At 61.8% G+C, this 14644-nt stretch carries 15 protein-coding genes; 12 read left to right on the plus strand and 3 right to left on the minus strand.

Going from position 1 to position 14644, the window contains the following annotated elements; all coding sequences use genetic code 11:
- Positions 1–144: 144 nt before the first annotated feature.
- From ADJ74_RS04550 to hypE, 11 genes are all read left to right on the plus strand, one after another.
- On the plus strand, positions 145–1233 hold the full coding sequence (locus ADJ74_RS04550; RefSeq protein WP_050342263.1) for a hydrogenase small subunit: 1089 nt from the start codon (positions 145–147) through the stop codon (positions 1231–1233).
- Positions 1230–3143 carry a nickel-dependent hydrogenase large subunit gene (locus ADJ74_RS04555; protein WP_050342265.1) on the plus strand — a complete coding sequence of 638 codons (1914 nt, stop codon included), beginning with the start codon at positions 1230–1232 and terminating at the stop codon, positions 3141–3143. Before ADJ74_RS04550 ends, ADJ74_RS04555 begins: the two co-directional genes overlap by 4 nt.
- A gap of 13 nt (positions 3144–3156) precedes the next feature.
- Positions 3157–3840 carry a Ni/Fe-hydrogenase, b-type cytochrome subunit gene (cybH, locus tag ADJ74_RS04560; protein WP_050342267.1) on the plus strand — a complete coding sequence of 228 codons (684 nt, stop codon included), beginning with the start codon at positions 3157–3159 and terminating at the stop codon, positions 3838–3840.
- A gap of 72 nt (positions 3841–3912) precedes the next feature.
- Entirely contained in the window at positions 3913–4155 is a 243-nt protein-coding gene (locus ADJ74_RS04565; protein WP_050342269.1) for a heavy metal-associated domain-containing protein, read from the plus strand.
- 1 nt (position 4156) lies between these two features.
- Positions 4157–4495 (plus strand): hydrogenase maturation nickel metallochaperone HypA, encoded by a 339-nt coding sequence (locus tag ADJ74_RS04570; protein WP_050342273.1) that lies wholly within the window; start codon positions 4157–4159, stop codon positions 4493–4495.
- A gap of 4 nt (positions 4496–4499) precedes the next feature.
- Complete coding sequence (hypB, locus tag ADJ74_RS04575; protein ID WP_050342275.1) at positions 4500–5171, plus strand: hydrogenase nickel incorporation protein HypB; 672 nt, start codon at positions 4500–4502, stop codon at positions 5169–5171.
- Positions 5171–5689, plus strand: a complete 519-nt coding sequence (locus tag ADJ74_RS04580; protein WP_050342276.1) for a HyaD/HybD family hydrogenase maturation endopeptidase — start codon at positions 5171–5173, stop codon at positions 5687–5689. Before hypB ends, ADJ74_RS04580 begins: the two co-directional genes overlap by 1 nt.
- Position 5690: 1 nt before the next feature.
- Positions 5691–8018, plus strand: coding sequence for a carbamoyltransferase HypF (hypF, locus tag ADJ74_RS04585; protein ID WP_050344205.1), 2328 nt, complete (start codon positions 5691–5693; stop codon positions 8016–8018).
- Between the two features lie 382 nt (positions 8019–8400).
- Positions 8401–8664 carry a HypC/HybG/HupF family hydrogenase formation chaperone gene (locus ADJ74_RS04590; RefSeq protein WP_050342278.1) on the plus strand — a complete coding sequence of 88 codons (264 nt, stop codon included), beginning with the start codon at positions 8401–8403 and terminating at the stop codon, positions 8662–8664.
- Complete coding sequence (gene hypD, locus ADJ74_RS04595; RefSeq protein WP_050342280.1) at positions 8661–9764, plus strand: hydrogenase formation protein HypD; 1104 nt, start codon at positions 8661–8663, stop codon at positions 9762–9764. The genes ADJ74_RS04590 and hypD overlap by 4 nt, the downstream gene beginning before the upstream one ends.
- Positions 9754–10764 (plus strand): hydrogenase expression/formation protein HypE, encoded by a 1011-nt coding sequence (gene hypE / locus ADJ74_RS04600; protein ID WP_050342281.1) that lies wholly within the window; start codon positions 9754–9756, stop codon positions 10762–10764. Before hypD ends, hypE begins: the two co-directional genes overlap by 11 nt.
- Positions 10765–10885: 121 nt before the next feature.
- Here the strand turns inward: hypE and ADJ74_RS11360 are convergent, their stop codons facing one another.
- On the minus strand, positions 10886–11053 hold the full coding sequence (locus ADJ74_RS11360) for a hypothetical protein (RefSeq protein ID WP_006690846.1): 168 nt from the start codon (positions 11051–11053) through the stop codon (positions 10886–10888).
- A gap of 239 nt (positions 11054–11292) precedes the next feature.
- Between ADJ74_RS11360 and ADJ74_RS04610 the strand changes: the two genes are divergently transcribed.
- On the plus strand, positions 11293–12195 hold the full coding sequence (locus ADJ74_RS04610) for a LysR family transcriptional regulator (RefSeq protein WP_050342283.1): 903 nt from the start codon (positions 11293–11295) through the stop codon (positions 12193–12195).
- A 44-nt stretch (positions 12196–12239) separates the two neighbouring features.
- On the opposite strand, the gene ADJ74_RS04615 is transcribed toward ADJ74_RS04610, so the two are convergent.
- Both ADJ74_RS04615 and ADJ74_RS04620 read right to left on the minus strand, forming a co-directional pair.
- The gene (locus tag ADJ74_RS04615) at positions 12240–13790 is read right to left on the minus strand and encodes a hypothetical protein (RefSeq protein ID WP_050342285.1); all 1551 of its coding nucleotides are present in this window, start codon (positions 13788–13790) and stop codon (positions 12240–12242) included.
- A gap of 59 nt (positions 13791–13849) precedes the next feature.
- Complete coding sequence (locus ADJ74_RS04620; RefSeq protein ID WP_172664510.1) at positions 13850–14635, minus strand: hypothetical protein; 786 nt, start codon at positions 14633–14635, stop codon at positions 13850–13852.
- Positions 14636–14644 lie beyond the last annotated feature (9 nt).

Below are 14644 nucleotides of genomic sequence, written 5' to 3' on the forward strand. Positions count from 1 at the left end.
ATATCTGATGTGCGGGAAGTATTGACGCAAGTTTCTGAACCGCCCCGCCGTTCTGCGCGAAAAGGTATCTGTGTGCCGATTGCAGCGGGATGGATGCGGGTGTTTGGCATGGCGGCAGTCTTCCATGGAGACAGGAGGCATAATGTGAACAAAAGGGAGAGCTTGTGGGAGGCATATCTCGCAAAAGGCTTCAGCCGGCGGAATTTCCTCAAGGGCTGCGTGACACTCACGTCGCTCATGGGGCTGAGCACGGACAACCTCACGAGGGTCGTCGAGGCCGCCGAGGCGAAGCCGCTGCCGGTTGTGATCTGGCTGCATGGGCATGAGTGCACGGGCTGCGATGAGTCGTTCATCCGCTCGGGCGCACCGCTCGCATCGGATCTCGTGCTGAACGAGATTGCGCTCGAGTACAGCCATCTCCTCTGCGCCGGCGAGGGTGAGGCCTTCGAGGCACATCTCGAGGAGACGATCAAGAAGTATCACGGCGAGTACATTCTCGCCGTCGAGGGCGCAGTTCCCATCGGGGAGCACGCCTACACCTGCATGTCGGGCGGTCACTCGTTCGAGCACACGCTGAAGCACGCCGCGGAGGGGGCAAAGGCGGTCATCGCCTACGGCACGTGTGCGACGGCGGGCGGCATCCAGGCCGCTGCGCCGAACCCGACAGAGTCCAAGGGCATCCGCTCGCTGATCGGATCGAAACCCTATATCGCTGTGCCCGGCTGCCCGCCGATCCCCGAGGTCATGACGGGCGTCGTCATGCACGTCGCGCTTTTCGGCACGCTGCCGCCGCTCGACGGTGAGGGACGTCCGCGCCAGTTCTACGGCAACCGCATCCACGACACCTGCTACCGCCGTCCGTTCTTCGACGCGGGCATGTTTGCCGAGCGTTTCGACGACGCGGGCGCCAAGGGTGGCTGGTGCCTCTATAAGCTCGGCTGCCGCGGCCCCGAGACGTACAACTCCTGCGGTAATATGCGCTGGTATCAGGGACTCTCGTACCCGATCCAGTCGGGCGCGCCCTGCATTGGCTGCAGCAACGCGAACTTCTGGGATCAGGCGCCGTTCTCGAAGCGTCTGCCCGAGTACAACGGCATCGACGTCGATATGGTCGGTGCCGGACTTGCCGTCGCGACGGCGGTCGGTGTCGCGGCGCACGCGGGCGCGAGCCTCGTCCAGAAGAGATACCATGAGAAGCAGCTCGAAAAAGAGGGAAAGCAGGTGCATGAATGAAACACGTTGTTGTAGACCCAATCACCCGTATTGAGGGACATCTGCGCGTTGAGCTGCAGGTGGACGAGGCATCGGGCAAGGTCACCGATGCCATCTCCTCCGGCACGGCATGGCGCGGCCTCGAGCTCGTCATGAACGACCGCGATCCGCGCGATGCATGGGCATACATTCAGCGGATCTGCGGCGTCTGCACATCCTCTCATGCGCTCGGCTGTCTGCGTGCCGTCGAGGACGCATTCGGCATCACGATTCCGAAGAACGCGCACTACATCCGCAACATCATCGCGGCGTGCCTCGGACATCAGGATCACATCATCCATTTCTACCACCTCCATGCGCTCGACTGGGTCAGCCCGCTCGAGGCGCTGAAGGCGGATCCGGCGGCGACGGCGGCGCTCCAGAACACAGTGCTCCAGACCTATCGCCTGCCGTTCCGTGGGCCGGCGGCATTCGACACGGATGCCTACCCGCACGACTTCCCGATCGCATCGCCGGACTACTACGCCGCGATCAAGGCAAAGGTGCAGAAGATCGTCGACAGCGGTCAGCTCGGTATCTTCTCCGCGCAGTGGTGGGATCATCCGGACTATCAGCTCCTCCCGCCCGAGGTGCATCTCATGGCGATCTCGCACTACCTCGAGATGCTCGACAAGCAGAAGGATCTCGTCGTCCCGCACGTCGTCTTCGGCGGAAAGAACCCGCATCCGCACTATGTGCTCGGCGGCATGCCATGCTCCATCTCGATGGAGGACGGCAACGCGCCGATCAATGCGGCGCGCCTCGCGATCGTCGACCACTCGATCAATCAGGCACGCCACATGATGAACGACTACTATCTCCCCGACGTGCTCGCCATCGGACATCTCTACGTCCAGAAGGGCTACACCTCGGGCGGAGGCCTCGCGAAAAAGCGCGTGCTCGCCTTCGGCATGTTCTCCGAGGAGCCGTTCTCGGGTGCAACGAACGGCGACTTCTTCAAGAACCTCCTCGTGCGCTGCAACGGCGTCGTCGAGGACTTCGCTTCGGGCGTAATGAATGCGAAGGTCTATGACTTTACGGAGAAGGATCTGACGGATGCCGACGGCGTCGCAGAGAGCGTCGAGCACGGCTGGTACGAGTACAAGGGCGGCGACGACAAGGCACTCCATCCGTGGGAGGGCGAGACGACCCCGCACTACACGGAGCCGAAGGAAGGCACGAAGACCGAGTGGAAGGCGCTCAACGAGCAGGGCAAGTACTCCTGGCTCAAGACGCCGAAATGGCGCGGCAAGCTCTGCGAGGTCGGTCCGCTGGCACGCTACATCGTCCTCTACACGAAGGCAAAGCAGGGGCTCCTCGGCGACCTGACGTGGGCAGAGCAGATGATCGTCGATCAGATCGATGCCGTGACGAAGGTGCTGAACGTCCCCGTCGAGGCATGGCTGCCCTCCACGGTCGGACGCACGGCGGCGCGTGCGCTCGATGCACAGCTGCAGGCGGAGATCAGCAAGTATTTCTTCGATAAGCTCGTCGCAAACATCAAGAGCGGAGATACGCGCGTAGTGAACAACGACAAGTGGGATCCCTCGACCTGGCCGAAGGAGGCAAAAGGCGTCGGCCTTTACGAGGCACCGCGCGGCGCGCTCAGCCACTGGGCGGTCATCAAGGACGGCAAGATCGCGAACTATCAGGCGGTCGTCCCAACGACGTGGAACGCCTGCCCGCGCGACGATGCCGAGGGACACGGCGCATACGAGCTCGCGATGATGGATACGCCCGTCAAGGTCGCAGACAAGCCGCTCGAGATCGTCAAGGCGGTCCGCTCGTTTGACCCGTGCATGGCGTGCTCGACCCACCTCTTCAACGCGAAGGGGGAGAAGATCCGCGTTGTGACGACCGATCCATACGCGGGCGTCAGCGTCGATAAATAAGGGGGCGAACCGCATGAAACAAGAAGTACGCAAGGAGTACTATCTCTTTAGTCCCTTTCTGCGCATCTTCCATTGGCTGATGGTCATTGCGATCATCGTGCTCTTCATCACGGGCTTCCTCATCACGAAGCCGCCTGCGATGCTCTATGCGGAGCCGGATGCGTCGCCGCTCCTGATGAATGTGACGCGCAACGTCCACTTCATCGCGGCGTTTGCCTTCTGCGCGGGCTTCATCGGCCGCGTCTACGGCTTTATCATCAACCGCGGCGACCGCCTTTTCCCGCATTTCTGGGAGAAGCAGTACTACACGGACACGATGGAAGTGGCGCAGCACTATATGCTGATCAAGGCGACGCACAAGCCGTTTCTGCGCAACCCGCTCGCACGCGGATCATACGCAGGGCTCTACGTGCTCGTGGCGATCGAGGTGCTGACGGGCTTTGCCATGTACTACATGACGGAGCCGTCCGCGATCGGCGGGACGCTCTTCGGCTGGGTGAACACTGTGCTCGGCGGCGAGATGATCTCGCACTATGTCCATCACTATGCGGCATGGTCGATCATTCTCTTTGCCATTGGCCATTTCTACATGGTTATCCGCGCCGAGTTCATGGAGGGCGAGGCAGAGGTCTCGAGCATGTTCGCAGGCTCGAAGCTCCTGCGCCATACCCCGGCAGATGCCGCCGACGTGGAGTAGGTTTGGGATAGGATAACGGCGGCAGGGGCGCAGAAGACGTTCCTGCTCCCGTTTGCAGAAAAGGAGTTTTCTATGTGTAAAGAATGCGGCTGTGGGCTCGCAGAGAGCACGACGCATCTGCAGTTTTTTGTGAAGGGCTACACCGAGGAGAATGCCGCCGCTGTGGAGAAGGCGCTCCTGGGGCTGCCTGGCGTCCTCTACGTGCACATCCACACGCACGACGGGGAGACGACCGTGGACTATGACCCGGCAAAGACGAAGATGACAGAGCTCATCAGTATCTTTGCCGCGCATGGGCTTTCGGCGGAGCTCTAAGATGCACGAAATGGCGATTGCCGAGGGCATTTTGGATATTGCCTTGGACTACGCACAGAAAAATGGAGCAGCGCGCATCGAGCGCATCGGCCTCCTGCTCGGTGAACTGTCGGGTGTGGAGACCGATGCGCTTTCGCTGTGTTTTTCCTCCCTTACGGCGGATACGATCGCGGCAGACGCCGTGCTCACGTGGGAGCGCGTCCCCCTCACGGGACGCTGTCACGACTGCGGCAGGGAGCAGCACATCCGACCGCAGGACTACCTCTGCCCCCATTGCGGCGGCGGAATGGAGATCATCGGCGGCCGCGAGATGCGCGTGGATTTTATAGAGATGGAATAGAGCGATGAAAGTAGTTGTAAAAGCAGACATTCTAGGGCGCAACGATGCGGCGGCGGCGGAGAACGCGGCGCTCTTTGCGCAGCATGGGATCTATGCGCTGAACCTGCTCGGCTCGCCGGGCGCGGGCAAGACGTCGCTGCTCGAGCAGACGCTGCAGGAGCTCGCGGGTGATCTGCGCGTGGCGGTCGTGGAGGGGGATCTCTTTACGACGAAGGATGCGGCACGCATCGAGCGCTGCGGCGCGCCTGTCGTGCAGATCAATACGAGCGGCGGCTGTCATCTCGATGCGGCGATGGTCGCAGCGGCACTCGAGCGCCTCGATCTCGACGCGCTCGATCTCCTCGTGATCGAGAACGTCGGCAATCTCGTCTGCCCTGCTGAGTTCGCGCTCGGCGAGGATGAGAAGACGGTCGTTCTGAGCATCACGGAGGGCGACGACAAGCCGCTGAAGTACCCCCTGATCTTTAAGGAGTCGGCGGCGGCTGTACTCAGTAAGGTGGATATTCTCCCGTATACGAATTTCGATATGGCGTCGGCGCGTGCGGACATCACGGCTCTGCACCCCGGGATCGCGCTCTTTCCTGTCTCCTGTCAGACGGGCGAGGGCCTCGCGGACTGGTACGCGTGGCTGCGTGCGCAGGTGGCGGCAAAGAAGGCGGGGAAGGAGGTGCGCTGATGGAGGAGTCGATTGTGCCCGTTGCGCCTGTGACGGTGCTCGGCATCGGCAATATCATTCTGCGCGACGAGGGGTTCGGCGTGCGTGCGATGGAGTATCTGGAGCAGCACTGGGAGTTCTCCGAGGATGAGGTGCGCCTGCTTGATGGCGGGACGCTCGGTCCTGAGCTGCTGCACTTCGTCACGGGGACGCAGCATCTGCTGATCCTCGACGCGGTCTCGGGTGACGGTGCGCCGGGGACGGCCTACCGCTTTGAGGATGATGCGATTATGGCGCATTTTCAGGAAAAGGTCTCGTCGCATGAGATCGGCATACAGGATGTGCTCGCGTGGCTGACGGTGACGGATCGGGCGATCCCGAACGTGGTCGTGCTCGGGATGCAGCCCTACGATCTGTCGGCGGGGCTGACGCTGAGCCCTGCGATGGAGGCGGCGCTGCCCGCGTTCGCCCAGCGTGCGGCAGAGGAGCTGCGTGCGTGGGGCGTTCGGCTCGTGCCGCGTGCCGTACCCAGTGCCTGAGATGGCGGACGCGGCACATTCCGCAGTACATACGGAGGGGGGCGCCGCCGAGCGGCGCGCCTTTCGTGTCTCAGGGATTGTGCAGGGGGTGGGCTACCGTCCCTTCGTCTATCGTCTCGCCGAGGCGTACGCGCTCGGCGGCTGGGTGCTGAACGACAGCGCGGGGGTCGGCATCGAGGCGGAGGGGACGGCTGCCGCACTCGACGCCTTTGCTGCGGCGCTCAGAGACGATGCCCCGCGTGCGGCGCTGGTGACGGCGGTGACGTGGCAGGCGATCACGCCCTGCGGGGAGCGGACGTTCCGCATCCTGCCAAGCCCCGCGGGGACGCGGGCGGCGACGCTCGTCTCGCCCGATCTCGGCGTCTGTGCGGACTGCCGGCGCGAGATCCTGTCGGCAGGGGATCGGCGGTACGGCTATGCCTTTACGAACTGTACGAACTGCGGCCCGCGTTACTCGATCATCCGCGGCGTTCCGTACGACCGCCCGCTGACCTCGATGGCGGTGTTCCCGATGTGTCCCGCCTGTCAGCGCGAGTACGACGATCCGCGCGACCGTCGCTTTCACGCGCAGCCAAATGCGTGCGCCGTGTGCGGCCCCGCCTATCGCCTCCTCGTCAACGGCGGGGTGCAGGCGGGCGATCCGCTCGCGGCGGCGCGGCGGGTGGTGGCGGAGGGCGGTATCCTCGCTGTCAAGGGCATCGGCGGCTATCATCTCGCCTGTGATGCACGCAGTGAGGCAGCGGTCGCACGTCTGCGCCGCCGCAAGCACCGCGAGGCGAAGGCACTCGCCGTGATGGCGGGGAGCTGCGCGGCAGTGCGCGCTCTCTGTCTCCTGTCGGCGGAGGAGGAGCGCCTCCTCACGTCCCCTGCGGCGCCGATTGTGCTCCTCGCGCGGCGCGTGGATGCGGTCCGCCCTGCGGCAGAGAGTGTCGCACCCGGGAATCCGTACCTCGGCGTGATGCTGCCGTATGCGCCCGTGCATCTCCTCCTGCTCGGGGCAGATGATCTCTGGGTGATGACGAGCGCGAATCTCAGCGGTGAGCCGATCCTCTATCGGGATGCGGCGGCAGAGGAGGGACTGGCGGGGATCGCGGATGCGATCCTCGTGCACAACCGTGAGATCGTGCACCGCGTGGACGACTCCGTCGTGCGCATCGGGGCGGGCGGGCCGCAGATCCTGCGCCGCAGCCGCGGCTATGCACCCGCGCCGCTCGCCCTGCCATTTGCGGATGGGCAGAGCGTTCTCACGGGCGGTGCAGAGCTGAAGAATACGTTCTGCCTGACGCGCAGCGGAGAGGCGTTCCTCAGTGAGCACATCGGCGATCTGACGAATGCGGCGGTGCTCGCGTCATACGCAGAGACGATGGCGCAGTATGAGCAGTTCTTTGAGGTAACACCGGAGGTGCTCGCCGTCGATCTGCATCCTGCGTATCTCTCGGGGCGGCATCTGGCGGCGCGCGCGGCGCGGGACGGCCTGCCGCTCGTGCGCGTCCAGCATCATCACGCGCATATCGCGGCGGTGCTCGCGGAGCACGGCTGCCATGCGCGCGTGCTCGGCGTCGCGCTCGACGGGACGGGCTGGGGCGACGATGGGACGGCATGGGGCGGGGAGTTCCTCGCGGCCGATCTCGCGGGCTATGAGCGGCTCGCACATTTTGCCCCCATGCCGCTCCCGGGCGGCGACCGCGCGGCCGAGGAGCCGTGGCGGCTTGCCCTCTGTGTGCTCTATCGGCGCGACGGCGCGGGCTTTGCGGCGCAGTTTCCGCAGTTTGCGGCGCAGCTGCCGACGGGCTGGGAGCTCCTGATGCAGGCAACGGCGGCGGGGCTGTCCGCGCCGCTCACGTCGAGTGCGGGGCGGCTCTTCGATGCGGCGGCGGCGCTGCTCGGCGTCGCGTATCGCAGTGCCTACGAGGGGCAGGCGCCGATCGAGCTGGAGCGTCTCGCGCGCACGGCGCGGCGGGCAGGACGCGTCCTGCCGTACACTGTGGCGGAGGGCGCGCGGCTGACGGTGGACGTTCTGCCCGCGCTCTATGCGCTCGCGGATGGGGCGGAGGCGCTGACCGTGGAGGAGCGTGCGGGACGCGCGCTGGACTTTCACGTGACGATGGCGGCGGCGGTCGCCGAGGTGCTTGGCACTCTTTCGGTGCGGACGGGGCTGCGCACGGTCGCCCTCGCGGGCGGCGTGTTCCAGAACGCGCTTCTCCTGGAGGAGCTTCTGCCGCGCATCGGCGGCTATCATGTGCTCCTGCCGCACCGCGTTCCGCCGAACGACGGCGGCATTGCCTACGGGCAGGCGGCTGTGGCGCTCGCGCAGATGAGGTGCTCCTAGGGGCGCGCAGCACGCACAGCGTGACTTGCGGCAGACCAAAGCCTCCCCGCCTCGGACGGGGGAAGCTGCATGCCGTAAACCAAAAGCCTCCCCTGCCGCAGCGGGGGAGGTGGCACGCGCTAGCGTGACGGAGGGGCGCCTTGGACGCTATCGGTGTTCTATCGTGAGAAATGTGTATGAGCAACGAGCGCCCCTATCGCCTCACGCTGCTCGGCACTTCCCCTGTCTTGGACGGGGGAAGCTGCATGCCGTAAACCGAAAGCCTCCCCTGCCACAGCGGGGGAGGTGGCACGCGCTAGCGTGACGGAGGGGCGCCTTGGACGCGCAGGGATACGTTTTGATTGAGATGGAATCGAACAATTTATAATATAGAGGAGAAACTATGTGTTTAGCAGTTCCGGCGAAAGTCGTTGCCATAGAGGATCAGCTTGCTTCGGTGGAGGTGCAGGGGGTACGCCGTGCGGCGAGCCTCATGCTCCTGCCCGAGGCGAAGGTGGGAGACTTCGTGCTCGTTCATGCGGGCTTTGCGATGCAGATCGTCGATCCCGCGGAGATGGAGCGCATTGAGGCACTGCGCGCGGAGATGAACGGCGCGCCGCGCACGGTGACGCATATCGACACGCCGCGCATGGAGCACATGGCATGACCCGCGCACAGGAGATGCAGGCAGAGAGCCGGGCGATCCTCGATGAGATGCGGCAGCTCCTTCACGGGCGGCATATCCGCATCATGGAGGTCTGCGGGACACATACCGTCGCGATCTTTCGCGCGGGGCTGCGCCAGATCCTTCCGCCCGAGGTCGAGCTGGTCTCAGGGCCGGGCTGTCCCGTCTGCGTGACGCCCGACAGCTACATCGACGCGGCGATTGCCTATGCGGAGATGGAGGATGTCATCATCACGACGTTCGGCGATATGCTGAAAGTCCCGGGGACAACGTCGAGCCTTGCCGCCGCGCAGGCAGCAGGGGCGGATGTGCGCATCGTCTACTCGCCGCTCGACGCGCTCCCGATTGCGGCGGAGCATCCGGAGAAAAAGGTGATCTTCCTCGCCGTCGGATTTGAGACGACCGCGCCGACCGAGGCAGCGGCAGTGCTCGCGGCAGAGCAGCAGGGCCTTTCGAACTTCTTCCTGCTATCGGCGCAGAAACTCGTGCCGCCCGTCATGCGCGCCCTGCTCGACGGCGGTGAGACGCACGTGGACGGATTTCTCCTGCCGGGGCACGTCGCCGTTGTGACGGGGACGGAGGCGTTCTCCTTTCTCGCGGAGGACTACCATGTGCCCGGTGTGGTCGGCGGCTTTGCGCCGCTGGAGATTCTCACCGCCCTGCAGATGCTTGTCCGCCAGATCGCGGACGGCGCGGCACGCATCGAGAACGCCTACCCGTCCGTCGTGCAGCCTGCGGGGAATCCGGCAGCGCGCGCGGCGATGGAGCGCGTCTATGAGCCGGCGGAGACGGCATGGCGCGGACTCGGCATGATCCCTGCCTCGGGACTTGCTATGCGCGAGGCGTACCATGCCTATGACTTTGCCGCTGTGCGCCCGCTCACGATCGAGACGCGCATCGAGGGGCGGCGCGGCTGCCGCTGCGGCGAGGTGCTGCGCGGGGCGATCCTGCCGAAGGAGTGTGCGCTCTTTGGCAAAGCATGTGTGCCGGAGCACGCCGTCGGCCCCTGCATGGTGTCGGTCGAGGGGACGTGTGCCGCGTGGTACAAGTACGGCGGAGGGAGGTTCCACTATGGAGCATGATGTGATTACCATGGCACATGGGGCGGGCGGACAGCTCTCCCATGCGCTCATGGAGGAGGTCGTTCTGCCCGCGCTCGGCAATACGCTGCTGAACGTTCTGCACGACGGTGCGGTACTGCCGCTCACGGGCCGCACGGCGTTTACGACGGACTCCTATGTTGTACAGCCGCATTTCTTCCCCGGAGGGAGCATCGGGCGGCTCGCCGTCTGCGGGACGGTCAACGATCTCTCTATGACGGGAGCGGCGCCCGCGTATCTCTCGCTCGCCGTCATCCTTGAGGAGGGCTTTCCCATCGCCGCGCTGCGCCGCATCGTGGCGGACATTGCGGCGGCGGCAGAGGAGGCGGGCGTCTCCATCGTGACGGGCGATACGAAGGTCGTGCCGCGCGGCTGCGGCGACGGCATCTACATCAATACGGCAGGCGTCGGGACGATGCTCGCGGGGGCGGATATCGCGCCGACGAACATCACGGCGGACATGGACATCATCGTCTCGGGCACGCTTGGCGACCATGCGGCGACCGTGATGGCGGCGCGCCACGGTCTCACCCTGCCGCCCGAGATACAGAGCGACTGTGCGCCGCTCTGTCACCTGACGGCGGCAATGATCGCGGCGGCAGGCGACGGCATCGCCGTCCTGCGCGACCCGACGCGCGGCGGTGTGGCGGCGTCGCTGAACGAGCTGGCGGGCGCGGCGGGCGTCGGCGTCTTGCTCGATGAGGAGCAGATCCCCGTGCGTCCCGCCGTGCAGGGCGTCTGCGAGATGCTCGGGTTCGACCCGCTGACGCTCGCGAACGAAGGCAAACTCCTTGCCTTCGTCCGTCCCGAGCTCACGGCGCGTGTTCTCGATGTGATGCACGAGAACACCTACGGACGCGAGGCGTGCGTGATCGGACACACGACGGCCGATGCGCCCGGTACGGTGGGGCTCAGGACGGCACTCGGCGGCATCCGCGTCGTGGATTTGCCGCTTGGGGAACTGGTGCCGCGCATTTGCTAGGATACGGCAGGAGCACCCACCTCCATGGATGATGTTTGCATGATTTTTACTGACATGATTTTTTACGAACAAAAAAGCGAGCGGATCGTCCGCTCGCTTTTTATAAAAATGTGGAAACCCCTTACTTCGTCAGATGTACGTCGGGAATCTCGACCGTATCATGATGCGTGTCCGGGTCGACGTTGGCATACACGCCCGGCTTCGTCTCATACGCCTTCAGATTGTCCTCGTTCGCCTTGAGCATATCCTCGACAAAACGCTCCACTGCATCTGCACAATATACCTTCATCGTAAAACCCCTTCCTATGACCGTTGATGGTGATCTTTATTTCGAACCGAGCATATCATTTTTTGGGACTTGTGGAAAATATTTCTTTCTGATAAAATAATAGTGTAACTTTATTAAAAAAATCTATTGGACAAATGTGATATTTGAAATATTGTCCCGGTTTTTTATATAGTAGACTAATGATGATATAGGAATACACTACGTTCTGCCGCCGCAGAGGCGCGGAAGGAGATGATCGGATGACGCTGGTTCAGATGCGGTATTTCTACGAGGTATGCCAATGGCAAAACATCACAAAGGCCGCAGAGCATCTGCACGTCTCACAGCCGACCGTCACCGTCGCCATGCAGGCGCTCGAGGCGGAGACGGGGCTGAACCTCTTTCACCGCGAGGGACGCAAGATCACCGTAACGGCGGATGGGGCAAAGCTCCTCAGCAAGGTCTCCTACATCCTCACGGAGGTCGCGCGGCTCGACGATGAGATCCGCGACATGGCGCACCGCCACGCAAAGGTGCGCGTTGCCATGCCGCTGCAGCTCGGCGTCGTCTTTCTGCCGCACATCTTCGGTGAGTTCCGCGCAGAGCACCCCGAGATCGAGCTCGAGATCATCGAGACGGGCGGCGTGAGCGCCCTGCAGATGGTTGAGGAGGAGAAACTCGACTTTGCCCTGACGAACTATACGGCGGATTTCAGCGCGCGGCTCTCCTATGCGAAACTCTTTGACTGCGAGTGCACCTTTGTCACGCGCCCCGATCATCCGCTCGCCGCGCGGCATGCGCTCAGCATCAGCGAACTCAAGGACGAGCCGCTCATCATGCTCGACAGCAAATTCTTCGTCGATCGCCTCGTGCAGGACGCGTACGGGCGTGCTGGCGAAAAGCCGAACGTCGTCCACTACTCGCCCTACCTCCACACCGTCAAAAATCTCGTTCACGCGGGCATCGGCTCGACCTTCCTCGCGCGTCCGTCCGTCCTCCCGACCGACGGCTTCGTCCAGATCCCCCTCATCGACCCCCTCTTCATCAACAGCGGCCTCGTCACGAAAAAGGGACGGCAGGCATTCGACGACGTCCGCCTCGTCATGAACTACCTGCGCGCACTGACGAAGAAACTGCTGGGCGACGACAAGAAAGACGAATAAATAAACCCTGTGGGTGTCATGGCCCACAGGGTTTTTCTATCCTTCTATAGTTTTCCCATGATATTCAGGAGACTCTGGTAGCTGTCCACCTCATGATACACTACGTCATCATCGGTGAGCCTGGCAAAGAGTTTTTTGGCGCATTTGATTTTTGCCTGCTCGATGGGTTTTAAATTCAGGCTCTCCATCGTCCCTTTGGTCTCTGCGATAAAGAAAATGTGTTTCACTGCCCCCTTATTGAAGGCAATCGCCCAGTCCGGGGAGTAATTTCCCATCGGCGTCGGGATATAGAACCCCTTGGGCAGCTTCGCGTAGACGCACACCTCCTCGGCGACGTCCACGTCCTCCGCCATGCGACGCTCGACACTTAGGCCATCCTTTGCATAGCCATCGGCGAAGAGGTAGTTCTGCACATTCTTCTTCGCACGGTAGGCACGGGCGTAATCTCGGTTCTTCTCATCGGTGAAAATGGAGCTCTCGAAAACCTCATTCGTCCGATTATAGGTAATCTCCTCCACAACCATCGCAGCCTTTTCCTCATTGATCAATCGGATCGCCTTGACGATAAATTCCTCTGGGTTGTTCTGGAGCATCGCAAAGACAGGTCGCTTTATCCCCGCCACAATTTTTGCAGCACTGCGGCGGGTCAATTTCGCACCTTCGGCGATCTTGCCGATCACATCATACTTCACGCTAGAGCCTCCACTACGCTCGAGCGTAAGAGTCTGACGTCGCTCTTCCTTAAAGGCGGTTCCATTTTTGAGATCGTCTGCCGTAAGGTGTTCCTCCTGCTGCCCGCTTGTCACCGTGTACTGGAGGCGGGTCACGAACATTTTTTCGTCAATGTGTGCAATGGCCTTTTGGATCAGCTCCTCGTCATCAAACTCCACCGTATAGGCGTACTTGTGATGGATCAGCTCCCACAGACGTTTGAACTCTGCCTTGTAGAAATTATCATTGAGCGGGTTCTCCATCACCGTCGTCTCGCGTCCGTCTCGGATCATGCCATCCAGTGCATGCGGATCGAAAATACTGCCGATCAGGGCGTGCACCCCGTCACTGATGTCCTCGACGGATTCCGGCAGAGGGACGAGCGTATTCGCTTCCTTATCATTTCTGTACTTGTCGGTGATATGCCCGTCATCGTCTACGTAGTCATTGCGAACGAGATAATTGTATATGCTGCGTCCTTGTTTTTCACTGATCGTTACATCTTGGCCATTCAGTATCAGCGTCTTGCCGATAAAATACTCTGCGGTCGCCTCGGTGGGACGGTCGTAGAGATCCTCTCGAATACCGCGCTGCAAATCCGCGACGAACTCCTTGTACCCGTCGGCGGCGATGACCGTCAAATGGTTCACCCTCTGCACCTGGCTGCCCAAAACATGGACGTCCTGTCGATCGCCGTTTTGATTGACACACAGCCGCAGCCCGCGTCCGACCTCCTGTCGCTTTTGCGTGGCACTGCTGCCGCCGTGTTTCAGCGTACAGATCTGGAACACATTGGGCTTGTCCCAGCCCTCGCGGAGTGCCGAGTGCGAAAAGATAAACCGCACGGGATTTTCAAAGGAGAGCAGTCGTTCCTTGTCCTTCATAATGAGATCGTAGGCAGAAATATCGGTACTTTCGTCGCTCTCATTTTTCAGCGTGCTGTTTACCTTAGGGCTTTTTTGTCGATGGCGAAATAGCCGGCGTGCGTCTTCGCCACTTCGATATCCCTCAGGTATTCCTCGTAGGGGGAAGAAAAAAGAGTCAGGTATTCATTGAGGATCGCCGTGTATTCTTCCTCGAAAATATCGCCGTACAATGCGTTGATCTCGTTGCCGTCCTCGTCATACTTCCGATACTTTGCCACCTCGTCGATGAAGAATAGAGACAGACACTTGATGCCCGTGCCGAACAGCTCCTTCTCCTTCTCAAAATGAGAGCGGATGGTCTCCCTGATCTGCACGCGGCGAAGCGTCTCCTCCGATACATCCCCCTGCACCTGCCCAACATGGATTTCCTCACCATTGGTAAAAGAGAGCATTCTCCCGATGGGATCGATCTGATTGATGCGGTAGCCACGGTACTGTTCCATGTTTTCCGACATCGCAAAAATATCGTCGCCTGCTGTCACGAGACGTGTTTCTCGCTTGATGGCCTTATGATGCTTGATCTCAAACTCGAGACGCGCCGTGGGCGGCTTGTCCCCCGCGATGACGATGCTCTCTAAAAACAGGTAGCGGTTCATCCCGCCGAGATTCTTGATGTCAAATCCCTTGACCTCGATCTGCTTGACCAGTTTCTTTTGGTAGGCGTCCAGAGCATCCAATACATAGACCAGATTATGACAATCCTTGTGCGTCGCGGAATAGTTCAGGCAAAAGAGCGGATCAAACTCCTTGAGGCTCTTCTGCGTAGCTTTTCCGCTTATTTTTTGCGGCTCATCCAATATCACAATCGGACG

Origin of the sequence: Selenomonas sp. oral taxon 478, from assembly GCF_001189555.1 — a bacterium.
In the GTDB taxonomy this organism is placed as follows: domain Bacteria; phylum Bacillota; class Negativicutes; order Selenomonadales; family Selenomonadaceae; genus Centipeda; species Centipeda felix.